The organism is Selenomonas sp. GACV-9 (assembly GCA_900116485.1).
Lineage (GTDB): Bacteria > Bacillota > Negativicutes > Selenomonadales > Selenomonadaceae > Selenomonas_A > Selenomonas_A ruminantium_G.
In genome coordinates, this window is sequence record FPAX01000005.1 from 145,987 (window position 1) to 169,059 (window position 23,073).

The window sequence follows — 23,073 nt, forward strand, 5'->3', positions numbered from 1 at the left end:
CTGATTGCCTATCCTTTTATTTTACCTTAGCCTGTCCGTCCTGTGCAAGATAGAGCGTCAGGCGATTGCTCTTGAGCGTGTTGTTATCCTGGATTGCCCAGGCATTGCCCGTAACGACGACAACCCCCTGCTCCTTGCCCTGATAATCCATCTGATCGCCACCGGCTTCCATATTGCGCGACGTGCTCACGACATGAGCATTGCCCGTGCCGATGTAGTGCTCAGCATCCAGCCATCCTTCGATGCGATTAGCCGTAAACGTGCTGTCAGCACTGGTCAGCGTTCCACCCGACGGCATCAGCACATACTTGCCCTGCTCCGGATAGTAATCGACCTGTTCCCCAGCAAAGCTCTTGTCGCCCTGCACGCCTTGCACACTGCCAACCGCCATGATATGCCCCTGGCCATCGGAGACGACTTTCGCGCAGGTCATCCGCATATCATCACGGGTAGCGATGACATTGCCCTCGACCGTTGCCTCCTGGGTCTTGGAGTTGTACGTAGCCGTTGCGCCCGAAACGCGGGCCGTGCCCCGTTTCATCAGCACATCACCCGTCGCGGTCGCGACCCCGGTGCTCATATCATAAGTGACCGTATCGGCATCGAGCTCTGCCGGCTCGCCGGCAGCACTCATGCTGCTCATCGGCAGGACCACACTTACAGCCAATGCCAACAGTGTCTTCTTCATCTTGCTCATATGCTGTCTCCTCCCTTGACAAGGTGTGCCTTGCCGATAATCTTGATCTTATTGAATCCGTCCGTACTCTCGATACGGTCACCGGTAACCTTCATATCATCTTTGACTGCTACAGCGTCACCTATTGCTGCCAGCATCTCCTCTTTGGCCTGCCAGCGCAGTTCCTGCCCCTTGAGGCTCGCCCCGTCACTGGTATGGATATCCACATTGCCTTTGACCGAGATATCCTTGGTCTCATTGGCAAACTCACCCTGATCCGCTTTGATCTCAACCGTGCGGCCATCTTCCGCGTAGAAATGCCCAGTGATATTCACGAGTTTGACATCCTGGGTCTCCACATCGACCTCGATGCGCTCAGCCGTAAGCTCCCACAGCTTGCGGCCATCTTTTTCTTCGCTGAGGGTATTGCCCTCATAGGTCATGGTCTTCGGTGCCTCAACCTTCGTCTGATCCTGCGGCACTTCGGGGATCGTTGCCACCGTCCAAACCACCAGAGCCACAAACACTGCCAAGCCACCAGCCAGCAGCCACTTTGTCCTTTTGCTCATCATTCAGCCTCCCGTGCCTTGACGGTATGATGCTTGCCCGTCTTCTGCATATCTGGCGTCGTATTCCAGCGCTTCTGGAACCACAGCCACTGCGTCGGATTCTCACGGATTACCTGTTCCACGACCTTCGTCATGCGCACTGTGAAATCGAACAGGTCCTTATCCGTATCCCCCGTATCTTCATAGCGCATGGCCTCGCCCACGATCACCTTGTGCTTGCCATTGGGCTGGCGCAGGATAAAAGCGGGAATGACCGGCGAATTGAATTTGCGGGAAAAGACCGCAGCGCCCATCGGCGTCGATGCGACCTTGCCCAAAAACGGGATAAACGCGCCGCCGGGGCCGCCATCCTGATCGGCCAGGAAGCCGAGGATCTTGCCCTGTTTCAGCGCCCGGGCCGCAGCGATAAGCTCGCTGGTGCCACGCGAGAAGATCTCCACATGAATGGTCTTGCGCAGATCATCGAGAGCCTGGGTATACTGGATATTCGGCTGCGGCTTGGCAATGGCCGTTACCGGCATGCCGTTCAGCGAAAATGCAGCCGACAGCCACTCCCAAGTACCGATATGGCCAGTCAGGACGACAACGCCCTTATTTTCAGCCAGCGCAGCGCGCATGCGCTCTAAGTGCTCAACCTCAATGTACTCGGTGAAGTTCTGTTCATTGAGTCGCGGCATGTAGAGGATCTCCAATACATTGCGCGCCAGGTTCACGAACGAAGCCCGTACCACCTTGCGGGCCTCAGCCTCAGACAGGCCCAGAGCCGGCATCATCTGCGCCACAGCGCGTTCACGCTCCTTCTTGATCAGGAGATAGTAGAGATTGCCCATCACGCGGCCAACTGCCATAAGCAGTGCATATGGCGTATGGCATACGAGCCAGCTCATGAACATCACGAATTTATAATGCATGGATTACGTTCCCCCACAAAAATCTTTCTAATATCACTGCGCCAAGCCACGGGCAGCGTCAGGCGCAGTGAAGTCCTGCAGCAAAACCTGCCACTTGCCCTGCGCCTTCAAGACAAACTCCAATAACTCCCGTACAGCCCCATGACCGCCAGCAAAGCCAGATGTCAGCAGCGCCTGCTGGCGAACCTCCGGCACAGCGTCAGCTACAGCCATGGGCAAGCCAACCTGGCTCATGATTGGCAGATCGATGAGATCGTCGCCAATATAGCCGATTTCCTCGTCGCATAGCTCGAGTTTCTCCTTCAAGGTACGGTAAGCCGCCCGCTTATCAAGGCTGCCCTGGAATACCTCCGAGATATGCAGCTCGCCAGCACGGAAAGCCACCTGGGCAGACCGCCGCCCCGTGATGATGGCCGTCTTGAGTCCGGCCTTATGGGCCAGCGTGATGCCAAGACCGTCGCGGCAGAAAAACGGCTTGTAGAGCTCACCGCTCTCGCCAATGTATATGCCGCCATCAGTCAGTACACCATCTACGTCAAAGATGATGAGTTTCACGGCCTGCGCCCGTTCAAGCGCACCACTCTTCTGCTCCATATCAGACAACCCCCTGACGCAGGAGATCCGTCAGATGGACGATGCCCACCGGCGTATTCTCAGCATCAATGACCGGCAGTACCGTAACTGGCCGCGGCTTGTGTTTCTCCATGACCGACAGCGCAGCTGCTGCCAGCTCATCCTGGGCAATGGTCAGCGGCTGCTCGAACATGATGTTCTTGACCGACTCGTCGAGGAATTTGTAGTCCTTAGCCAGTGCACGGCGGATGATGCCATCGGTGATAAGACCGACAAACTTGCCATTGTCATCGACAACGGATGCCGCACCCAGGCCCTTATCCGTCATGATGAAGAGGGCATCCTTGGCCGTCTTATCCTGGGATACGATCGGGTTTTCTTCGCCCGAATGCATGACATCGGCAACCTTGAGCAGCAGCCGGCGGCCCAGGGCTCCGCCCGGATGATAGAGGGCAAAATCCTGACTTGTGAAGTGGCGCACTGACATCAATGCCATCGCCATCGCATCGCCCATGGCCAGCGTTGCCGTCGTGCTGGCCGTCGGGGCCAGGCCCAGCGGGCAGGCCTCACGCTCAACGCCGATATCGACAAAATAGTCACAGGCCTTGCCGAGCTGCGAATCGCGGCGGCCGCACATGGCAATGATCGTCGCGCCAATGCGGCTGATGATTGGCAGGATGTTGACAACCTCCGACGACTCACCGCTGTTGCTGATTGCGATGACCACATCGCGTTCCGTGACCATGCCGAGATCGCCATGGAAGGCCTCGGCCGGATGCATGAAGAACGCCGGAGTGCCTGTGCTCGCCAGCGTCGCCGCAATCTTGCGGCCCACGTGGCCGGATTTGCCCATGCCGGTCACGATGACGCGTGCCTGGCAGTCCAGGATGCACTGCACTGCCGCTATGAACTCATCATCGATGCGATCCTTGAGTTTCAGTACGGCCTCCGCCTCGATATCTAATGTCTCAATTGCCTTTTCTCTTATCTTCATCACAAGTCTTTTCCCCTTATGCCCTTAGCTGAATCAAATTACCATCCGCTCAGTTCTTTTTCTTGCGGACGATTTCATGGATGGCAACAGCATCCTTGAGCAGATCCTCGAGCTTGTCGAGGTAAACCATGTTGGCACCATCAGACAGAGCCTCTTCCGGATTGTCATGAACCTCCAGGAACAGCGCATCGATGCCAGCACCGACAGCAGCACGGACGAGGTACTCAACATACTCGCGATTGCCAGCAGAAGTCGTGCCATTGCCGCCCGGCAGCTGAACGCTGTGCGTGCCATCCATGACCACCGGATAACCGAAGGAGCGCATGATTGGCAGCGAACGCATATCAACGACGAGATTGTGATAACCAAAGGAAGCACCGCGCTCCGTCAGCATGATCTGGTTGCAGCCGCTCTCATGCAGCTTGTCCACGACATTGCGCATGTCCTCCGGTGCCAGGAACTGGCCTTTCTTGACATTGACGACCCTGCCAGTCTGCGCGGCAGCATGCAGGAGGTCCGTCTGACGGCACAGGAATGCCGGAATCTGCAGGATATCGGCTACCTTGGCCACCGGCTCAGCCTGATACGTCTCATGAATGTCCGTAACCACCGGTACCTGCAGCTCGTCTTTGATCTGCTGCAGCATCTCGATGCCTTTCTCCATGCCCGGTCCACGGAAGCTATGGAAGGAGGAACGATTAGCCTTGTCAAAGGAGGCCTTGAATACGTAATTGATATCCAGACGTGCGCAGATTTCCTTGATCGTGCGGCCAATCAGCAGGCAGCGATCCATTCCCTCCAGCACACAGGGCCCTGCCAGCAACGTCAGTTTCTCGCCGCCACCGATTTCGAAGTTTCCCACTTTTACCTTATTCATACTCGCCTCTCCTTTATAGAAATTTTCAACTCTTATCATAAACCCATTTTCTGATAGATCTCATTGACCTTCTGCAGGTCTTCGGCTGTATCGACACCAACAAATTTCGCCTTTGTCTCCACGACCTTGATGCGGTAGCCATTTTCCAGTGCCCGCAGCTGCTCAAGGGATTCGGCCGCCTCCAGTGGCGTCGAGCCCATCTTCGCATACTGCAGCAGGAAGTCACGCTTATAGGCATAGATGCCGATATGCTTGTAGACCGGGCAGCCTTCATTGCGCGGATATGGTATAAGTGAACGCGAGAAGTAGAGCGCATAGCCATTCTTATCGGTTACGACCTTTACATTATTCGGATTTTCCTGCTCGGCCCGATCGATCATTTCCGTCTTTACCGTGGCCATCTTGAGATTGCTATCCGCCTCAAACACCGCAGCCAGTTCATCGATAAGCGACGGCTCAATCAGCGGCTCATCGCCCTGCACATTGATGATGAGCTCCGCCTCAGGAAAAGCTGCCGCCACCTCGGCCAGACGGTCGGTGCCCGTCGGATGGTCCTTGCGCGTCATCATGGCCTCGCCACCATTGGCTTTTACCGCCTGCAAGATGCGCTCATCATCGGTTGCCACCAGCGTCTTGCTGACTTTTCCTGCCTGAGATGCCCTTTCATAAACGCGGCAGACCATCGGCTTGCCAGCGATATCCTTGAGCGGTTTGCCCGGCAGGCGCGTCGATGCGTAGCGAGCAGGTATGACACATAAAACATTCATGGATTTTACCATCCTTTCCTGAGACTTTTCTTGGAAAACCTTATCTGATTTCACGGGAGCCAAGCCGTTCTGCCAAACGCTCTTTGAGCATGCCGCAGAATGCCTCCTGCCCTTGTTGGAACGTAACCTCGACACAAATGACATAGACCGGAATATCCCAGCCAGCCTGGATAACCTCGGCCGGAACCTTGACCGCATCCTTCTCCGTGATGACGATAGCCTCAGCCCCCATATTCTTGGCCTGCTGCAGGATATCGGCCATCTCCGTCATCGTATAATCGTGATGATCTGGGTAACGCAGGCTTTCAATGATTGCCGTGCCGAGATCCGACAGAGTCTGTTCAAAGGAGGCCGGATTGCCGATGGCCGAAACCGCCATGATCTTCTTGCCTCGCATCTGGCTTACATCGATACCATCACCAGCGATATCGACATACCAGTCAGCCAGTGGCACGAAGCAGCGCGGCTGATGGATGCTTTCGACCACCGCAGCGCCAGGATTATACCGCTTGACCGTCTCATGGATGTATTCACAGGAGCCAGTCGCCGCCTGATCGACCTTTGTCATCAAGCAGACATCGGCGCGGCTGATATGGGATACCGGCTCACGCAGCGTGCCACGCGGCAGGATGTAGCCATTGCCGAAGACATTGACCGCATCGATAAGCAGGATATCCAGATCGCGCTCAAGCTGCCAATGCTGATAGCCGTCGTCAAGGATTGCGACTTCGGCACCAAAATGGTCGATGGCATATTGCCCCGTTACAGCACGCTCAGCACCGATAAGCACCGGCACATTGGGCAGATGCTTGGCCAGCATGAAGGCCTCATCACCGGCCTCAGCGGCGCTCATATGCAGACGCTGGCCATCAGAGACGATGCCGACTTCGCCATGCCATTTGGCCCGGTACCCGCGGTTCAAGATGACGACACGATACCCCATATCACGGATATCCATAGCCAGCCGCTGGGCCGTCGGCGTCTTGCCCGTACCACCAACGGTCACATTGCCGAGGCTGATGACATAACAGCCAAGACGGCGGTGCTTGAAGAGGCCGATCCGGTAGCCGGCCAATTTAAGGTTGACCAGACCGACATAGATCTGCGAGAACACGTATAAAACCGCCATGATGATATGCGCGCAAAAACCGTTGACTTCCTTGCTGTGCACCAGGTCGATGAAATACGTCTGGAAATTGTCGACCTTTTGCGTCGAACGCGCCAGCTGGCGGTTCTCGGGATCGCTCTCATACTCTTCGAGAGTCTCACGCAGGATTATGGCCGACTTGCGCGATGCGCCCTTGTTCTCATTGACGATAGCCAGGGTTTCCGCCTCCATGCGATGGCGATGGTCCGGATCATCAAAGAGACGGACGGTCTCCTGCGCCAGCTCTTTCTCATTATTTACCGTGATGCAGGCATCGCGGTTCTTGAACAAGGCATGAGTATCCTTGAAGTTGAACATATGCTGGCCGACAATGATGGCCTTGCCATGAGCTGCCGGCTCCAGGATGTTGTGGCCGCCATGAGGTATCAGGCTGCCGCCCACATAAACCACATCGCCGACGCTGTATACCTTCCCCAGTTCGCCAATCGTATCAAGGATGACGATATCTGCAGCGGCAGGGCCCTGCTTTTGCAACTTAGTCCGCGTCGTAACGGTAAAGCCAGCCTTCTTGCAAAGGTGGATGATTTCCTGAGTGCGCAGCAGTTCGCGCGGCGCTATGACCAGGCGAGCCCGCGGATGTTTCTCCCGCACTGCCCGGAAAGCACTCAAGACATGATCTTCCTCGCCGCGATGCGTCGAACCAGCCAGGAAAATCCCTTCGTTATCTGACAGACCCATTTCCGCTATGATCCTTGCCTTTTCCTCGGCGCTCACATCGGTATATGTCTGATCGAATTTCGTGTTGCCCGTGACGGTAACGAGCTCTGGTGGTGCGCCCAGGCGCATGATATAATCCGCATCGATCTGCGACTGCATGGCAAATTTCTTCACCGTGCCGATCATATCAGTCAGGATGCTGTGCAGATGCTTGTACTGCTTGACACTGCGATCACTGATGCGCCCGTTGACCATCATGACTGGAATGTGCATCTGCCGGGCCGTCTTCAAGAAGTTCGGCCAAAGCTCCGTCTCCACCGGCAGGAATACGCGCGGATGGATGCGGCGCAATACGCTGCCAGCCAAGAACGGCAGATCCAGCGGGAAATAGATGATGGCATCCGCATCCTTGATGATGCGGTTAGCCATTTCGTAGCCGCTCGTCGTAACCACCGACACGAGGATCGGCGTCTTCGGGAATTCACGGCGGAATTCCTTGATAAGCGGACTCGTAGCAACAATCTCGCCAACTGAAGCCGCATGTACCCAAATACAGTGTTTCTTGGCCACCTTGTCGAGCGCATGATCGGGAAAGAACCCGAGGCTCTGCCGAATCCGTTCGATAAAGCCCTTCTCACGGACCGATCGGACCATGAACACAGGGATGATCAATATGACGACAAGTATCGCCGCTATATTGTAGAGAAATTGCATATCCCTTACCCTTCCTCCTTAGACATTCTGCTTGTTGAACTGGATATTGTACAGATAACTGTACAAGCCATTATGTTTCAACAGCTCCTCATGGGTTCCATGCTCCTTGACCCTGCCGCCATCAATGACGAAAATCTGGTCGGCATTGAAAATGGTCGACAAGCGATGGGCAATGACAAACGAGGTACGGCCAACCATCAGCTTGTCAAGAGCTGCCTGCACGATCTTCTCACTTTCCGTATCGAGCGCCGATGTTGCCTCGTCAAGGATCAAGATGCGCGGGTTCTTTAGGATAGCCCGCGCGATAGCCATACGCTGGCGCTGGCCGCCCGACAGATTCATGCCGCGCTCGCCGATTTTCGTATCGTACCCCTGCGGCAGATTCTGGATAAACTCATCGGCATTAGCTGCCTTAGCCGCAGCCTCCACCTCTTCATCCGTCGCATCCAGACGACCGTAGCGGATATTCTCGCGCACCGTCGTTGAGAACAGTACCGTCTCCTGCGGCACGATGCCGATCTGCTCACGCAGGGACGATACCGTGACGTCGCGGATATCCTGGCCATCAATCGAGATAGCACCCTCCGTGATCTCATAAAAGCGCGGAATCAAGTTGGCAATCGTCGATTTACCAGCACCACTGGGGCCCACAAAGGCAATCATCTGGCCTGGCTTGGCCTCCAGCGACACATCGCTGAGAGCCGGCACGCCCTTCTTATATTCAAACGTAACCTTGTCCAGCTTTACTTCGCCAGTGATTTCCGGCAGCGGCTTGGCATCAGGCTTATCATGGATGGGCTCCTCAAGGTCGATGACCGCAAAGACACGGTCAACAGCAGCCATCGCCCGCTGCAGGTTGCCATAGACACGGGACAGGCGCTTGACCGGATTGGCCAGGTTGACCGCATAGGTCAGGAAGGCCACGAGAGCACCAGCCGTCATCTCGTTGTTGACGACCTCATAGCCGCCAAACCAGACGATAAACGTGACCGAGACAGCGGCCAGGAACTCCACCGTCGGCGTCAGCAGGCTCGTGAGCTGCACATTCTTCATAGCCGCCTGGAAATTCAGTTGATTCTGGCGCTGGAAGCGATCCGTCTCGTATTTCTCACGCACGAAGGATTTGACCACGCGAATAGCCGAAATGCTCTCCTGCAAAAGCGAAGTGATATCAGCCATGCGCTCCTGGATGACCGTACCATTGCGCTTGATCTTGCGGCCAAAGATCTTCATGGCCTGCCCAACCAGCGGAATGACTACCAGCGTCAACAAAGAGAGTTTCCAGTCCAGATAGATCATCATCGCAATCGAGCCGATAAGTATCGAGCCTTCCGTTACCATCTCGATAAGCTGATCGACAAGCGCCGACTGGATAGCTGCCACATCATTGGTGATGAAGCTCATGGTCTCGCCAGTCTGATGCTTGTCGAAATAGGCCATAGGCATGCGCTGGAACTTGCGGAACATGACCTCACGCACGTCGATGATGACCTTCTGACCAATATATGACACAAGATATGACTGCCCATAATAGAAGATGCCACGAATCAGGAATACAACCACGATGCCCACGCAGATCACATTGAGCATCATCATATCCTTCTCGGCCAGCACCTTATCGATCATATCCTTGATGATCCAAGGCAGGTACAAATTGCAGCCAGCCGCTACGATGATGCAGACGATTGCCAAGAACAGCTGCTTGAGATAAGGCCGCATGTATTGAAGCAGCCGTTTATAATTCTTCATATATATCCCCCGATAATCATTTTGCTGCTGCCAGGCGGCGCGCCGCCGCCAGGATCTTTTCCGCCACGCGGAAAGAAGCGCCTGGGCCGCCAAGTCTCGCACAGGCCGCCTTGAGTTTTTCAGCCACCAACGCGCGATGCGGCTGGCCCGGATAGAGCTTGGCAAGCTCACTGGCAATATTTTCCGGCGTCACTTCATCCTGCAGCAGCTCACGTTCAAACTGCTCACCAAGCAGGATATTGGGCAAGCTGAAATTATCCACATGGACGAGCAGCTTGCCGATTGCATACGATATCGGTGACAGCCGGTAAAGGACAACACACGGGAGGTTCATCAGCGCCGCCTCCATAATGACCGTACCAGAGGTAGCCACGGCCGCATCGGCCGCCCCCATCAGCGAGTAGCGATTATCATGAGTAAGAGCAACCTCCACGCCCGCAGCATCGATAAGCTGCCGGATACGGCTTTCATCAATGCCATCAGCCACCGGCAGCAATAGCATAGTATCCGGCTCACGCTCCAGCAATAGCTTGGCCCCTGCCAGCATCGACGGCAGCAATAGTTCGATTTCCTGCTTGCGGCTGCCCGGCATCAACAGAACGGCCGTCTTATCGGCAGGAATGCGGAAATGACGCCGCGCCGCCTCGCGCGGCATCTGCGCCCGGACCTTGTCCACGAGGGGATTGCCCACAAACGAGATATTCGCACCAGCCGCCTCATAGACTGGCAGCTCATGCGGAAAGATTGCCACGAACTCGTCCGCAAGTTTCGCACAGTCCTTTGCCCGGCCCTTACGCCAGGCCCAGGCCGATGGCGGGATATATGAAAACACCGGGATGCCGAGTTTCTTCGCCTTTTTCGCCAATCGCCAGTTGAAATCCGGATAATCGATGAGCACCAAAAGATCCGGTTTCTCCTCGCGCATGAACTCCGTGAGCCCGTCCAATAATTTCAGGATGCGCCGCAGATTCTTGAGCACTTCCCAGACGCCCATGACATTGTAATCGGCAAAATTCTCATAAAGCCGTACCCCTGCCTGTTCCATCTGCGCACCGCCAAAGCCGATGAGCTCCAACGACGGGTCCATGCGCAAAAGCGACATGGCCAGCTGCTCGCCATGCACATCGCCGGACGCTTCGCCGGCGGAAAACATGATCTTCATGCGAATCACCTCCTGCACTTTCTCATAATAGTCCACTCTCTATTATACACAAAAAAACGCAGGTGGACACATATTTTTTCGTATCCACTGCGTCTCTAAGTCACATCGCTACAATGGTAATATCGTGTTCGTCTGCCAGCTGCAAGACCTTTTCCCGCTCTACCAGCAACGTCTCGCCAGCTTCGATGACCAAAGCCTTGGCCCCAACCTCAACCATGGTCTTGATGGTCGTAAGGCCCACAGCCGGCACATCAAAACGCTTATCCTGCTGCGGCTTGGCCACCTTGGCCACCACCGCACCGCCACGGGCCAACTGCCCGCCACGGCGGATGCAGGCATCAGTCCCTTCGATGGCTTCCAAAGCCATGACCGCCAGATCCTTGACGACAACCGTCTGCCCCACATCCATACGGCCGATTTCCTTAGCCATCTTGAAGCCGAACTCCATGTCCTTCTTCTCCTCAGCGGTGGGTTCACGGCGCGTGAGCGTGCCAGCCGCCGGCATCAGCGAGCGGATCAGGGCCGTCTGATCGACAACCTTGGCCCCCGTGTTCTTTTCCAATACCTCTACCAATGCCTCCATGACCGTATCATCTTTACGGTTCTTGAGACTCATGAGGATCTGCATCGTCTTGAAGTCCGGCATCGTCTTATGAGCATACAAGAGTTCCTTCGTGACCTTGCCGATCATTGTCACCTGGGTGACCTCTTTCTCACGCAGATACTTGAGGATCTTGCCCACCTTGAATACGCCGATCTCCTGATAGTCCGTCGCATATTCCTGCAGGCATTTCTCGGTTTCCGGCAGCAGGGCCACGACATAGACCTCATAGCCCTGTGCCCTGGCTGCCTTGGCACACTCCACTGGCAGGAATCCGATACCTGCCAGCAGTCCAATCTTCTCCATGCGGATAACTCCTTAACTAATCGTTATTCAGCATCGCGGCGCTCACGGCAGATACCGCGTTCGGCATTGCGCAGGAAACGCAGCAGATGATCGACTTCCTCGCAGGAATCGACCTCCTGCTCGATGACAGCCACAGCCTGCTGCATGCGCAGCCCCGAGCGATAGAGAATCTTATAGGCCTGCTTGAGACTGCGGCGAGCCTCGAGCTTGATGCCCGCACGCGATATCCCCACACTGTTGAGGCCCACCACCTTAGCCGGCTGACCGTTGACTATCGTGTACGGTACGACATCCTGCGTCAGTCGAGACATGCCACCAACCATTGCATTGCGACCAATCTTGACGAACTGATGCACACCGGTCATACCGCCAATCACAGCACGGTCTTCGACGACAGCATGACCAGCCAGGCTGGCCAGATTCGACATGATGACGCGATTGCCGATCACACAGTTATGGGCAACATGCGTCAACGCCATGAGCAGGCAGTCACAGCCAATGCGCGTCTCTTCGCCTTCGCCAGTAGCGCGGTGAACCGTAGCACCCTCGCGGATTGTCGTGCGATCGCCAATATAGGTGTAACTCTTTTCCCCTTTGAATTTGAGATCCTGCGGGTCCTCGCCAATCGATGCCCCCTGGAAGATATGGCAGTCCTTGCCGATCTCTGTCCAGCCGGTGATGACGACGTGCGGACCGATTACCGTACCCTCACCAATCTCAACATTCTCGCCGATGACCGAATACGGTCCGATCTCAACATTCGGTGCAATCTTGGCACCCGGCTTGATGATGGCCGTTTCATGTATATGCTTCATGATACTGTTATTCTCAGTATTCATCTGCTCCAACTCCTTCAACTATCCTAAACTGCCATTCCGCATTTACGCAGAATGGCAGCTCTCTTTGCTCTGTCCTTTTATATATATTCCCCTGTAAACTTCAAATTTTCACATCGCATTTGACAGCAAATCCAGGCGTTTATCGAGTTGAACAAAGATTATCTCTCTCTCTCTGGCAAAAACCAGTCAAAATCACAGCTTATCGCCGTCTCTCATGGCAAACTTGAAATCAGCCGAAGCTGCCAGCTGGCCATCCACATAGCCATCGCAATGAAGTACACCAAAATCACCGCGCACACGGACGATATGCGACTTCGTTACCAGCTGATCGCCAGGAACGACCTGGCGCTTGAACTTGACATTCTCCATGCCACCGAACAGCGCGAGCTTGCCACGGTTTTCCTCCGGGTACAGCATCATGACGCCGCCAACCTGTGCCATAGCTTCGAGGATCAATACCCCCGGCATGATTGGATGCCCTGGGAAATGGCCGCGGAAAAAGTCCTCCATCATCGTGACATTCTTGATTCCCGTAGCCGACTTCATCGGATCGATCTCAATGATGCGGTCAACAAGCAGCATCGGCGGACGATGCGGCAGGATTTTCTGGATCTCGTTGATATCTAATACCATGGTTATTCCTTCTTCCTTTTTAAATCCAATCAATTCAGCGGCCAAGCTCAGCGACGATCTTCTTTGCCAGCTGAGTATTCATCGCATGTCCCGAGGCCACGGCAACAACATGCCCGCGGACTATGCCGGCAAGCCGCAAGTCACCAATGACATCAAGGATCTTGTGGCGCACCAGCTCATCTTCGAAGTGCAGCGGATTCAGCCAGCCCTCATCGTTATAGACGATAACGCTGTCCAGTGTTCCACCGAGGCCGAGCCCCATCTTCTGCAGCGCCTCGATTTCCTTTTCATAGGCAATCGTACGAGCTGGCGCTATCTCATTATGATAGATTTCCGGCGTGATCTCAAAGTTCTCATACTGCACACCGATAAGCTTATGGGGATTCAGTGACGTAAAGCTCACACGGAACCCATCATAGGGCAGGACCATGACAAAACGGTTATGCTCCTCATCATCGACACGGTATACCTTATCAATGACCACCTCATGCCGCGGCTTGTCCTGCTCTTTGCGGCCAGCCTGCTGCATGAGTTCAAAGAAGGCCAGCGATGAGCCATCGGCTACCGGCGGTTCCTCCGAATCCATCTCCACATAGCAGTTATCGATGCCCTGCGCATGGAAGGCACTCATCAGATGCTCGATCGTAAAGACTTTATGTCCATTTTCCTCTACAGTCGTCGCACGCAATGTCGACGTGACATTCTCAGCCACCGCATGGATCTGCGGACGCTCCGGTAGGTCCGTACGCACAAAGACAATGCCAGTATCTGCTGGAGCCGGTTTCAGCACCATGTGGACATCGCGTCCCGAATGCAGCCCGACACCAGTGTAGGCAGCTTCAGCCGCCAATGTAATCTGGTTCTGCAAAACAACTCCTCCTGACAGTCAATTACCTTTTTCTATTTTAACGGACAAAACACAGTTGTGCAAGTAGCCTGGCACAACCTATACTTTCTTAACGAATAGACTTCCAACGATCATGCAGCCAGAACCATTCCTCCGGATACTTGCGCACATGTTTCTCGATCTCATGTGTGAGGAACTGCGTCATCTGCCGGACGTCCTCGCGCTTATCTTTGGTCTTCTCCACATGGAACGGCCCCTCGACAAACAAGGTATGCTTTCCCTGCCCATCATAATGCATAAACGACGTGAAGATCGGCACATCCTGGAAGCGCGCCATCGATGCCGCTCCCGGCGTGCAATTGGTGGGCTGCCCGAAGAAATCAATCACGACACCATCATGGCGGTTCGTATCCTGGTCCATGATCAGACCGATGGCCCAGCCTTTTTTCAGCATATCAAACATCTCACGCACGCCCGTCTTATAAGTGATATGCATGCCGATCATGGTACGGTATTCATTGATGAAGCGGTCTGACCCTGATGATCTCTGTTTCATCGCCACCCCCACCAGCGGGATGCCCGCCAAGGCAAAGGCTCCGCCCATGAGTTCCCAGTTGCCGCTATGGGCTGAGGCAATCACCGCCCCTTTGCCTTCAGCGATGCCCTGCTGCAGCTTTTCGAGCCCCTCAATACGGACGTATTGCTGCGGGCATTTCTTTATCACCGGAAACCGCAGGACCTCAAACAACATAGGGCCAAAACGAACCACACTGGCCTTGGCAATCCGCTGAGCCTCACGATCAGCCACACCCAGGCATTTGACGATCTGATCATGTGCCAGCCGTTTGCGTTTCTGGGGAATGACGAGCCAGGCAAAGTTCCCGATCCCTCGCCCCAAGAGCTCCGCAAGTCCGCGCGGAAGCAGACAGACAACGGCACTTACTGCCTTGAGCAGATAATACGACATCATGTTCTTTCCTCCTCATGGCCTTGACAGCCACAGCAAAAGACCTCCTCGAAATGAGGAGGCCTGCAGCCCACAAGATCAAGCTTTCTCGTACTTGGCAAGCTTCTTCTCGAGCTGTTTGAGTTTCTTGTGCATCTCCGGCAAACGCTTCATTGCCGCCTGCATGCGCAGCCACTCGGCATGCGGCTGTACCGGGAAACCTGCGCAGAAAACACCCTCGGGCATGTTGCCGATGATTCCGGAACGCGCAGCATAAACCGAGTTGGCACCGATATTGATATGTCCGACCGTACCGACCTGGCCGCCGAAGGTGACATTATGGCCCACCGTCGTCGAACCGGAAATACCTGTCTGGGCAACAATCAGGCAGTTCGGCCCAATCTTGCAGTTATGGCCGATATGGACGAGATTATCGATCTTCGTGCCATGGCCGATGACCGTCGAGCCCATTGCAGCACGGTCAATGCCATCATGAGCACCGATCTCGACATCATCTTCAAGCACGACATTGCCAACCTGCGGCACCTTCGTATGGACACCATCCTTGGTCGTAAAGCCAAAACCATCCGACCCGATGACCGCCGAGCTATGGATCACGCAGCGCTTGCCGACACGGCAATGCTCACGGACCGTCGCATTAGAGTAGACAACACTGTCTTCATCAATCTCTGCATACTGACCGATGTAGGTATGCGGATAGAGCGTGACGCGATCGCCAATCACCGCATGATCATCAACCACAGCAAACGGCATGATGACAACATCTTTGCCGAGCTTCACATCTTTGCCGATATGGGCCTCATTGCTGACTCCCTGCGGGAACTCAAGCTTTGGCGTGAAAAGTTCCAACAGCTTGGCAAAGGCAGCCCGCGGCTCCTCAACATAAAGGGCCGTCTTCGGGAAGTCCCCGGCGCCTTCCGGCAGCATGACCGCAGCTGCTTGACAGGTCTTCGCTTCCTCGATATGCGGCTCCACAGCAAAGGTCAAATCCTGGGCACCGGCACCTTCGATATTGTCCAGCCCGTGGATCTCAACAGCCCCATCGCCTACCACGCGGCCGCCAAGGAAATCAGCGATTTCCTGCAACGTTTTCTTCATGATTCCTCTCCCATCTAATCCTTACTGCAATTCCTTGATGACTTCATCCGTCACATCCGTAGCCCCAGAAATGGCAATCGGCTGCTCCTGGGAATTATTGACGACTGCATCCAGTTTCTTTTCCTTGGTCACTTTCGCCAAGGCAGCATCGACTTTCTGACGCAGCTGCAAAGCGTAAGACTGATTGAGCCCCTGCAGCTTGCGCTGCGTATCCATCTGCAGTTTCTGCGCTTCTTCCTGGCTCATATTCGGATTTTCCTGCATTTTCTTCTGCAAATCCTCTTCTGCCTGCTTCTGTGCATCCTGCAGTTTCTGATTGCCTTCCTCAACCAGCGAGGCAATCTGCGGTGCTTCTTTCGTCACCCGCTCGCCATCGATATAACCGATTTTTGCCTTGCCGCAGCCACTCATGAGCATCATGGCGGCCAAAGCCGCCGTCAACAGGATCATTGATTTCTTGCGTAATTTCATCTGTAATTCGCTTCTTTCTATTAACCTTTAGTTTTGTCCGTATCCACCGCCTGACTGCCACTATCTGATGGCAGCGCTTGCACTTCCTGCACCAGCTCGTCCGTCACATCCACAGTCGTTATGCCGATTGCCCGGCTGTAACTGCGATGAAGCGGGTCGACCTGCTCCATATCTGGCGCAAAGCTTGAGAGCACACGGGGATGATCTACCAATATCAAGGTGAGATGATGCAGGATGGCAACCTTTGCTGCCCGCCCCGCCACATCATTCAAGATATGCGTCTCCAGAGCCTGCAGCTGGGCCTGCTTAGCGGCTAGTTCCTGTCGCTTTGCCAGCCGCTGCTGGACTTTCTGCGCAATCTCCATCTGCTTCTGCATGGCTTCAGCATTCCGCTTGTCCGCCTCCGACTGCTTAGCCGAGGCAGCAGCTTGCTGCTGCGCCCGCTGCTCCGGCAGATTTGCCTGCCAGGCCGCAAGCTCCGGGCCTAAGACCCGCTGCACATGAGCAGCCACCTGCTGTTCGTATTCACGCCGCAGCTCAGCCTGACGACGTCCGCGTTCCTGCTGGAGCTGCTCGCGTTCCTGCAGCCAGACGGACCGTTCTTCTTCCCGCTGCTGCTGTGAGTCCAACGGATTGTGCATGGCATCCTGATTATCAAGCTTGATATTGATATTCAGGATATCATTGAGGTATTCTTCATCGAGCGCGCGAATACGCGCCTGATAATCAGCATCTGTCTGCTTGCGGTATTCAGCGGCAATCCGCTTGCTTTTGCGCTCAAGCTCAGCCCGCTGGCCAATGACATCCAAGGCATCCTTAGCCCATACCGAATCCGTAAAGGGCTTAGGATCCTGCTCTGGCGGCTTGACCGCGAAGAGATCCTCGACGATTGCTGTCTCCTGCTCCAATATCTTGCACGTCTCACGCAGGTCCTTGAGCCGCGCATAATCAGGATGAGCTTCGATGACTTCCTGCCAGTCAATCACCCCGACATCAGCCATTGCCGCTGCATCCTGGGGCACTGTCACAGTTGGGCTGATCAGACGATGGAAGATTCCTGCCCCCGCTGCCAGCAGACAGATAGCAGCCACCGCACCAACCACGATATTACGGCGCCGTTTCCCAGCACCCTCCTCCGAGGCTTTCTTCTCAGCCATGCCTGTCTCACCCCTTTAAAAGAAGTACCGAGCGCAACAAGTGGCTCGGTATTTCCAGGTCTATATCCCGTTTTATTTGCTTACCTGTTTTACGACATCCTGGGTGATGTCCGTGCCGCCATAAACGACTGCACTCTTCTCGAGAACAACGGAAAGGCCCTTCTGCTCTGCAACCTTCTTGACGGATTCCTCGACACTCTTCGTGATTGGCTCCATCAGTTCCTGGTTCTTCTGCTGCAGGCGCTGCTGGGTCTGCTGATAGTAATCGCGTTTCTCCTGATCGTTCATGTTGGCCGACTTGGTCTCGAACTCTTTCTGCGCATCCTGGACAGCCTGCTGCATCTCCGTGCTTGCTGCCTGTACCTGCGGATGCTGGCTCATGATCTGGTTGTAATCCACCACGCCGACATTCGAGCTGGCAGCACTGGCAATGCCCGAACCCGACTGCGTCAGGGCCAAAGCTACAACAGAACCGATAAATACGATTGCAATCAGTACACTGATGATCTTAACCTGTTTTTTCTCTAATTTAACCATTTTTCTTTCTCCTTTTCCCTTGCGGGTTTGTTTAAGAGTTATGATTCCAATATGGACGAAACACCGCGCCATATACGTCCTTCATTATAGCAAACTCTTATTCCTTATTCAAGCAAATTCGCGCCAAGGACGCGGCTGCACCACATTAGAAATTACCTATAAAACGCAGCCAATTCTGATGGCAATCCAGCAGATATTCAAGACTCAGGAAATCATGCAGTTTATAGCGGACTGCCACCTCACCGTTTTCATCAGCCCGACGGTATTCATAACGGAGCAGCCAGCGTGGCGCCAGTTGCTGCGCCGCGGCAAACACAAGATTCCCCGCCGGGAAATCATAGCGGACCTGGCCATGCGTATAAGGCCCCAGCTTGCGGTCATACCCAGCGGCCCAGCCCCACCGCACTGCCTGCGGTGCAAAATCCACCAGCAGGAATAGCTCATCCTGCTGGGATAACATGCTGCCGGCATGCAGGCGAAACAATAGATTTTCATCCGCGTCCTTGCTATTGAGAGTTTTTCTGCCAACATCCATCCAGCCACTAAGACGCAGCCTGTACCTGCTCGTATCCGAGCGGCTCATAAGCTGCAACTGCTCCGCCACAGTCATTGTCATCTGTGTCTTCATATGCACAGCCTGGAAATCCGGCTGACAGTCAAGGTCCTGTGCAAATTGACGCGCAAGTTCCTGCTGATGACGGGCCACAAACGCTACCGGAACACCAACAAGCTCATCAGCCATCTCCTGAACAAGCCGACGATGGTTGAGCAAGGTAAAATTCGGCACCGTATCCGAACGCATCGAAAGATCCACGGTGCGGACAACCGGCAATCGTGGATAAAGCACCAGCTTCACCTTCGCAGCCTTTTCCGGATCCAACTCGAAGTCAGCCCGGAACTCTGGCAGATGATCAGCCAGATATGCATTCAGATGATGCTTGAGCACACCATTTGTCCAATCAGACGCCGCTGTCGGCAAGCCTGTCAGCGCCGCTTGAAAGACCTTTTCAACCCCGGCAATATCCTGTCGGGCCAATTTCTCGATACGCGGCGACATTCCCTCGATCTGTGTCTCCACCTGCACCTGCTGGATCGTTTCCGCCCACGGCAGGAGTTCCACCATAACCTTGGCTTTCACCTCAGGCTCGATATGCACCCGCCTGACCGTATAGCCGACAAGCACCTTGTCAAAAACCTCCTGGATAAGCTGCTCATCCTGCTGCCGCCCAGCCGCCACGCCAGCAACAGTCTTGCCCTCAAGCAGCTGGCCAGCAATCGCACCCACGCTCTGTTCCATGCGCTCCTGCACGAGGGGCGGCAGAGCGCCGCCCTCCGCTGCCACATGCGCAGCCACCTGTTCCACACGCGGTCCCGACGTTGCCATAGCCATACGGCTGTCAACCAGCAGGCAGCAGAGCAGCATCACCATGGCCGCCACATATCTCATGCAGCCCGGCACTTCCTTTCTCTCCTATTATCAGAACGAACCGCCGACCGTGAAGTGAACGCGGCCGCCATTGCTGCCCCGGCCATAGTCAAGGCGCAACGGTCCCAGCGGCGTGTTCAGGGACAAGCCGACACCAATACTGCCCTTGAGATCCTTCGGCGTCAAGCCATCACTCCAGGCAGCACCCCAATCGGTGAACAAGGCACCCTGTACCTTGGAGGCAATCGGGAAACGGTATTCGAGCGTCGCCAGCATCATGCGCGTTCCACGGAACTGATCATCACGATAGCCGCGCAGCGAATCCTGACCGCCAAGCTTATACTGGTTGAAGTATGAGATGTGTCCACGGCCAACACCATACTGACCACGCAGCGCAACGACCTGTGCATGACCGACCTTGATATAGCGCTGATCCTCAATCGTCACTTTCTGGAAATCGAAATCACCGCCGAGACCAGCCACCTCGCCCATCAGGCTCACACGACCGCCCGTAGTCGGATTATATACGTTGTCCCGGGTATCCGTGACATGCTCGAGCGTCACGCTGCGCGTCGTGCCGAAATTGTCCTTTTCCCAAGCCGTACCTGCACGGCCCTTCGGAAACTTCGATCCTCCTGTGTGACGGACATATTTGTCATCACGATTGCGGAATGTGATATAGTTGGTCGAATACTCGCTGACCGGACGGCCAAACGTGAGCTCACCACCTGCATACTTGCGCATATACGACTCAGTCAGGCTCCCTTCCGTATCGTAATCATCATACTCATACGTACGGTTGTAGAGACGCAACGTACCCACAGTCTCCTTGGAATCAAGCCACGGCTTGCGGTAAGAGAACGTATAGCCCTGAGCATCGGTGGAACCGCCGCTCTTCTGATAGGTGAGGCTGATTGCATCACCAGTACCGAAGAAGTTCGTATCGCCAATGCTGACCATGCCGAGGATGCCGTCCTGGCTGCTATAGCCGGCACCAATACCAAAGGTACCCGTGCGTTTTTCCTTGACATCGAGTTCCATGACCACGGCATTGGGTTCAACACCTGGATTCATCTTGATGTTGACATCCTCAAAGAAACCGAGATTGTAGACACGCTGCATGCTGCGGCGAGCCTTCTTGGAATTGAACGGCTCACCCGTCTTCTGGCGCATCTCACGCAAGATGACACGGTCTTTGGTCTTCGTATTGCCCTTGACCTTATACCCCTCAAGCACACCCTCGTTGACCTTGAGCTGCAAACCTCCCTCACGGTCGATATTCATATCCGTGATCTTTGCCAGGATATAGCCATCCTTGCGGTACTGGTCCTGAATAGCCTGCACGCTTTCCTGAAGCGTGCGGCTGTTGAGGATTTCGCCTTTCTTGACCTTTACCAGGCCATAAAGCACTTCATCCGTCTCTACTGTATTGCCCGTAATCTTGATATCGTTCAAGACAGGATTCTCAAGCACATGGTAGGTAATGACCACACCTTCCGGTACCACCTCAAAGGATGGATACAGGTCATAGAAATAGCCCGTATTATAGATAGCCTCCCGGTCCTTGTTGAGACCAGCCGCCGTAAACATATCGCCTGTATGCATATTGATGGCAGCTTTTGCCGTCCCCTCAGTAAGGCTTGTCGTCCCTTCAAACACAGTATCAACGATTGTCTTGCCCTCATACTGGCTCAACATATCCGTGATGGCCTTTTCCTGCGGACGCTGTTTTGACCACTCAGCTGTCCGTGCATCAACAGCACTCTCTGTCTTTTTTTCAGCAGCGGACTGGGTTTCATCCGTCTGCTTCTCGTCAGCTGCTGCCTTATCGGCCTGCTGTTCAGGAGCAGCCTGCGTCTCTGCTGGCACTGCAACTGTTGCTGTATCAGCCGCAGCATCACTAGCCGCAGCATCACTAGCTGCAGTCGTCGGGGCTGCAACCTCAGCAGCATACGCTGCCCCGGGGAATACGGAAAAACTGGTAGCCAATGCAACCGCATAGGCAAGGAATCGTTCATTCTTTCTATTCAACAGACAAACCTCCTAAGGTTGATGTTTCTATCTTCATTGCTGCCGCAGGATCTTACCTGCCGACTGCATGAGTCGCTGTTTCTGTGGATCCGGCAGCTCCCGCTTCGGCCGCTCAGGTGCTTCCTGCTGAGGCAGAGGATCTGGCACGGACGGTGCTTCTGCCTCGCGAGCAGCCGGATCAGCCGTTATCGGCTGTACCGTATTATCCGGTAATTGCTGCGCGGGAGCAGTCGGCATTGGATCAGCTGTTGGTTCAGTAATCTCTGCTGCCACTGGACCTTCCGGAACCGGCTCCTCAGACGAACTCCTTGTCCAAGCAAGGATACCGATTCCCGCCAGCAACACGGCAACTACCGGCGGCAGCAATCTTTTCCCCCAACACTTTATCCGTGCACAACACGGACTGTCCTGTACCTGTGACAGTTCTGCCCGCGCCAGCATCAGCTTGAGATCTCCCTGGATATCATTCTCATGCTCCAGCGAATGCTCCGCCTCGCCCAGCCAATCACGGGCTGCCCGGATATGATTCTTCTGCATATTGCGCCGGTCCGCCATCACAAAACCTCCTGTGACCAAAACACTCTATAGTTATAATCCACTTGACCATATAGAGCGTGACCTGCAATATAACGCTATAACGGATAAACAATGGCATTTATGTTTGATTTCAGGCTGAATCGTGCCTGATTCCACTGATTTTCATCCATTTTCACCAATTCTGCATAAAACGTGACAGCATGCCACGCACACGGCGAATGCCATTTTTCTGCAACCTATAGATATGCGACTTGCTGACCTGCAGCCCTGCGGCCACATCGCCAGCCTCCTCGCTTTGCATATACATGCCCTCCAACACAGCACGCTCCCGATCTGGGAGACGCGCCATAGCCTGCCGAAGCCGGCAGGCAAGCTCATTGGATTCAGCTTGCTCAGTAACGGAAGGACTCATATCCATGAGGTTTTCCTTGATCGTCATTCCGCCATCAGCAGGCCTGGCATCCATACAAGCCACATCCACCCGGCCTTCCTTTTGCAGGAAATTCAGCATGCGCCCACGGATGCGATGCACCGCGAATAGACTGAACGCCACACCGCGCTGTGGCTCGTAGCTTTCCACGGCCTCGATGAGGCCAATGGTTCCTTCCTGCACAACATCCATGATGTTCTGCAAGCTACGATAAGGCAACGCCTGCTTGAATACCAATGGCTGATAGGATTCAATGAGCAGGCGGCGTGCCTCCCGGCTGCCCTCGCTCTTATACGACTGCCAAAGCTGCCGCTCCTGCTCCGGCTCCAGCTTTTTCACCTGTTTCAGCGCAGCAACATATTGTTCGAATTGCATC

The 23,073-nt window shown here is 54.7% G+C and carries 23 protein-coding genes; all 23 read right to left on the bottom strand.

The features are described from left to right. Positions 1–16: 16 nt before the first annotated feature. On the bottom strand, positions 17–697 hold the full coding sequence (locus BM322_RS06775) for an LptA/OstA family protein (RefSeq protein WP_075429142.1): 681 nt from the start codon (positions 695–697) through the stop codon (positions 17–19). Continuing rightward, positions 694–1,245 (bottom strand): LPS export ABC transporter periplasmic protein LptC, encoded by a 552-nt coding sequence (gene lptC, locus BM322_RS06780; RefSeq protein WP_075429143.1) that lies wholly within the window; start codon positions 1,243–1,245, stop codon positions 694–696. The genes BM322_RS06775 and lptC overlap by 4 nt, the downstream gene beginning before the upstream one ends. After that, positions 1,245–2,156 (bottom strand): lysophospholipid acyltransferase family protein, encoded by a 912-nt coding sequence (locus BM322_RS06785; RefSeq protein WP_075429144.1) that lies wholly within the window; start codon positions 2,154–2,156, stop codon positions 1,245–1,247. Before BM322_RS06785 ends, lptC begins: the two co-directional genes overlap by 1 nt. Positions 2,157–2,189: 33 nt before the next feature. Continuing rightward, on the bottom strand, positions 2,190–2,750 hold the full coding sequence (locus BM322_RS06790) for an HAD family hydrolase (RefSeq protein ID WP_075429145.1): 561 nt from the start codon (positions 2,748–2,750) through the stop codon (positions 2,190–2,192). 1 nt (position 2,751) lies between these two features. Then, complete coding sequence (locus BM322_RS06795) at positions 2,752–3,723, bottom strand: SIS domain-containing protein (RefSeq protein ID WP_075429146.1); 972 nt, start codon at positions 3,721–3,723, stop codon at positions 2,752–2,754. A 49-nt stretch (positions 3,724–3,772) separates the two neighbouring features. Then, on the bottom strand, positions 3,773–4,600 hold the full coding sequence (gene kdsA, locus BM322_RS06800) for a 3-deoxy-8-phosphooctulonate synthase (protein WP_075429147.1): 828 nt from the start codon (positions 4,598–4,600) through the stop codon (positions 3,773–3,775). Between the two features lie 35 nt (positions 4,601–4,635). Next, complete coding sequence (gene kdsB, locus BM322_RS06805; RefSeq protein ID WP_075429148.1) at positions 4,636–5,367, bottom strand: 3-deoxy-manno-octulosonate cytidylyltransferase; 732 nt, start codon at positions 5,365–5,367, stop codon at positions 4,636–4,638. 40 nt (positions 5,368–5,407) lie between these two features. After that, the gene (lpxK, locus tag BM322_RS06810; protein ID WP_075429149.1) at positions 5,408–7,906 is read right to left on the bottom strand and encodes a tetraacyldisaccharide 4'-kinase; all 2,499 of its coding nucleotides are present in this window, start codon (positions 7,904–7,906) and stop codon (positions 5,408–5,410) included. An 18-nt stretch (positions 7,907–7,924) separates the two neighbouring features. Beyond that, positions 7,925–9,655, bottom strand: a complete 1,731-nt coding sequence (msbA, locus tag BM322_RS06815) for a lipid A export permease/ATP-binding protein MsbA (protein WP_075429150.1) — start codon at positions 9,653–9,655, stop codon at positions 7,925–7,927. 16 nt (positions 9,656–9,671) lie between these two features. Beyond that, complete coding sequence (gene lpxB / locus BM322_RS06820) at positions 9,672–10,817, bottom strand: lipid-A-disaccharide synthase (protein WP_075429151.1); 1,146 nt, start codon at positions 10,815–10,817, stop codon at positions 9,672–9,674. A 100-nt stretch (positions 10,818–10,917) separates the two neighbouring features. Continuing rightward, entirely contained in the window at positions 10,918–11,724 is an 807-nt protein-coding gene (locus tag BM322_RS06825; RefSeq protein ID WP_075429152.1) for an LpxI family protein, read from the bottom strand. A 23-nt stretch (positions 11,725–11,747) separates the two neighbouring features. Next, positions 11,748–12,563, bottom strand: coding sequence for an acyl-ACP--UDP-N-acetylglucosamine O-acyltransferase (gene lpxA, locus BM322_RS06830; protein WP_075429153.1), 816 nt, complete (start codon positions 12,561–12,563; stop codon positions 11,748–11,750). A 192-nt stretch (positions 12,564–12,755) separates the two neighbouring features. Further along, positions 12,756–13,196: a 3-hydroxyacyl-ACP dehydratase FabZ gene (gene fabZ, locus BM322_RS06835; RefSeq protein ID WP_075429154.1), complete on the bottom strand. Its 441-nt coding sequence runs from the start codon at positions 13,194–13,196 to the stop codon at positions 12,756–12,758. A gap of 34 nt (positions 13,197–13,230) precedes the next feature. Next, positions 13,231–14,064: a UDP-3-O-acyl-N-acetylglucosamine deacetylase gene (lpxC, locus tag BM322_RS06840; RefSeq protein WP_082334411.1), complete on the bottom strand. Its 834-nt coding sequence runs from the start codon at positions 14,062–14,064 to the stop codon at positions 13,231–13,233. Positions 14,065–14,152: 88 nt separating this feature from the next. Beyond that, positions 14,153–15,013: a lysophospholipid acyltransferase family protein gene (locus BM322_RS06845; RefSeq protein ID WP_075429156.1), complete on the bottom strand. Its 861-nt coding sequence runs from the start codon at positions 15,011–15,013 to the stop codon at positions 14,153–14,155. Positions 15,014–15,088: 75 nt separating this feature from the next. Further along, positions 15,089–16,108 (bottom strand): UDP-3-O-(3-hydroxymyristoyl)glucosamine N-acyltransferase, encoded by a 1,020-nt coding sequence (gene lpxD / locus BM322_RS06850; RefSeq protein WP_075429157.1) that lies wholly within the window; start codon positions 16,106–16,108, stop codon positions 15,089–15,091. A 21-nt stretch (positions 16,109–16,129) separates the two neighbouring features. Beyond that, a complete protein-coding gene (locus BM322_RS06855) occupies positions 16,130–16,579 on the bottom strand; it encodes an OmpH family outer membrane protein (protein WP_082334412.1) in 450 nt (149 codons plus the stop codon). Positions 16,580–16,599: 20 nt separating this feature from the next. Next, the gene (locus BM322_RS06860; RefSeq protein WP_075429158.1) at positions 16,600–17,736 is read right to left on the bottom strand and encodes a hypothetical protein; all 1,137 of its coding nucleotides are present in this window, start codon (positions 17,734–17,736) and stop codon (positions 16,600–16,602) included. Positions 17,737–17,808: 72 nt separating this feature from the next. Further along, positions 17,809–18,273 carry an OmpH family outer membrane protein gene (locus tag BM322_RS06865; RefSeq protein WP_075429159.1) on the bottom strand — a complete coding sequence of 155 codons (465 nt, stop codon included), beginning with the start codon at positions 18,271–18,273 and terminating at the stop codon, positions 17,809–17,811. A 145-nt stretch (positions 18,274–18,418) separates the two neighbouring features. Beyond that, positions 18,419–19,720, bottom strand: coding sequence for an acylphosphatase (locus BM322_RS06870; protein ID WP_075429180.1), 1,302 nt, complete (start codon positions 19,718–19,720; stop codon positions 18,419–18,421). Between the two features lie 30 nt (positions 19,721–19,750). Continuing rightward, positions 19,751–21,730: an outer membrane protein assembly factor gene (locus BM322_RS06875; RefSeq protein WP_075429160.1), complete on the bottom strand. Its 1,980-nt coding sequence runs from the start codon at positions 21,728–21,730 to the stop codon at positions 19,751–19,753. Positions 21,731–21,763: 33 nt separating this feature from the next. Then, positions 21,764–22,285: a hypothetical protein gene (locus tag BM322_RS06880; RefSeq protein WP_082334413.1), complete on the bottom strand. Its 522-nt coding sequence runs from the start codon at positions 22,283–22,285 to the stop codon at positions 21,764–21,766. Between the two features lie 154 nt (positions 22,286–22,439). Beyond that, positions 22,440–23,072: a sigma-70 family RNA polymerase sigma factor gene (locus tag BM322_RS06885; protein WP_075429162.1), complete on the bottom strand. Its 633-nt coding sequence runs from the start codon at positions 23,070–23,072 to the stop codon at positions 22,440–22,442. Position 23,073: the final 1 nt, after the last annotated feature.

Coding starts and splice junctions, on each gene's coding strand:
- kdsA (WP_075429147.1), bottom strand. CDS start 4,600: ATGAATAAGGTAAAAGTGGGAAACTTCGAAATCGGTGGCGGCGAGAAA.
- BM322_RS06860 (WP_075429158.1), bottom strand. CDS start 17,736: ATGGCTGAGAAGAAAGCCTCGGAGGAGGGTGCTGGGAAACGGCGCCGT.
- lpxB (WP_075429151.1), bottom strand. CDS start 10,817: ATGAAGATCATGTTTTCCGCCGGCGAAGCGTCCGGCGATGTGCATGGC.
- BM322_RS06870 (WP_075429180.1), bottom strand. CDS start 19,720: ATGAGATATGTGGCGGCCATGGTGATGCTGCTCTGCTGCCTGCTGGTT.
- msbA (WP_075429150.1), bottom strand. CDS start 9,655: ATGAAGAATTATAAACGGCTGCTTCAATACATGCGGCCTTATCTCAAG.
- BM322_RS06845 (WP_075429156.1), bottom strand. CDS start 15,013: ATGATGTCGTATTATCTGCTCAAGGCAGTAAGTGCCGTTGTCTGTCTG.
- BM322_RS06825 (WP_075429152.1), bottom strand. CDS start 11,724: ATGGAGAAGATTGGACTGCTGGCAGGTATCGGATTCCTGCCAGTGGAG.
- BM322_RS06795 (WP_075429146.1), bottom strand. CDS start 3,723: ATGAAGATAAGAGAAAAGGCAATTGAGACATTAGATATCGAGGCGGAG.
- BM322_RS06885 (WP_075429162.1), bottom strand. CDS start 23,072: ATGCAATTCGAACAATATGTTGCTGCGCTGAAACAGGTGAAAAAGCTG.
- BM322_RS06790 (WP_075429145.1), bottom strand. CDS start 2,750: ATGGAGCAGAAGAGTGGTGCGCTTGAACGGGCGCAGGCCGTGAAACTC.
- kdsB (WP_075429148.1), bottom strand. CDS start 5,367: ATGAATGTTTTATGTGTCATACCTGCTCGCTACGCATCGACGCGCCTG.
- lpxK (WP_075429149.1), bottom strand. CDS start 7,906: ATGCAATTTCTCTACAATATAGCGGCGATACTTGTCGTCATATTGATC.
- BM322_RS06775 (WP_075429142.1), bottom strand. CDS start 697: ATGAGCAAGATGAAGAAGACACTGTTGGCATTGGCTGTAAGTGTGGTC.
- fabZ (WP_075429154.1), bottom strand. CDS start 13,196: ATGGTATTAGATATCAACGAGATCCAGAAAATCCTGCCGCATCGTCCG.
- lpxD (WP_075429157.1), bottom strand. CDS start 16,108: ATGAAGAAAACGTTGCAGGAAATCGCTGATTTCCTTGGCGGCCGCGTG.
- BM322_RS06855 (WP_082334412.1), bottom strand. CDS start 16,579: ATGAAATTACGCAAGAAATCAATGATCCTGTTGACGGCGGCTTTGGCC.
- BM322_RS06865 (WP_075429159.1), bottom strand. CDS start 18,273: ATGGTTAAATTAGAGAAAAAACAGGTTAAGATCATCAGTGTACTGATT.
- lpxA (WP_075429153.1), bottom strand. CDS start 12,563: ATGAATACTGAGAATAACAGTATCATGAAGCATATACATGAAACGGCC.
- lptC (WP_075429143.1), bottom strand. CDS start 1,245: ATGAGCAAAAGGACAAAGTGGCTGCTGGCTGGTGGCTTGGCAGTGTTT.
- BM322_RS06880 (WP_082334413.1), bottom strand. CDS start 22,285: ATGGCGGACCGGCGCAATATGCAGAAGAATCATATCCGGGCAGCCCGT.
- BM322_RS06785 (WP_075429144.1), bottom strand. CDS start 2,156: ATGCATTATAAATTCGTGATGTTCATGAGCTGGCTCGTATGCCATACG.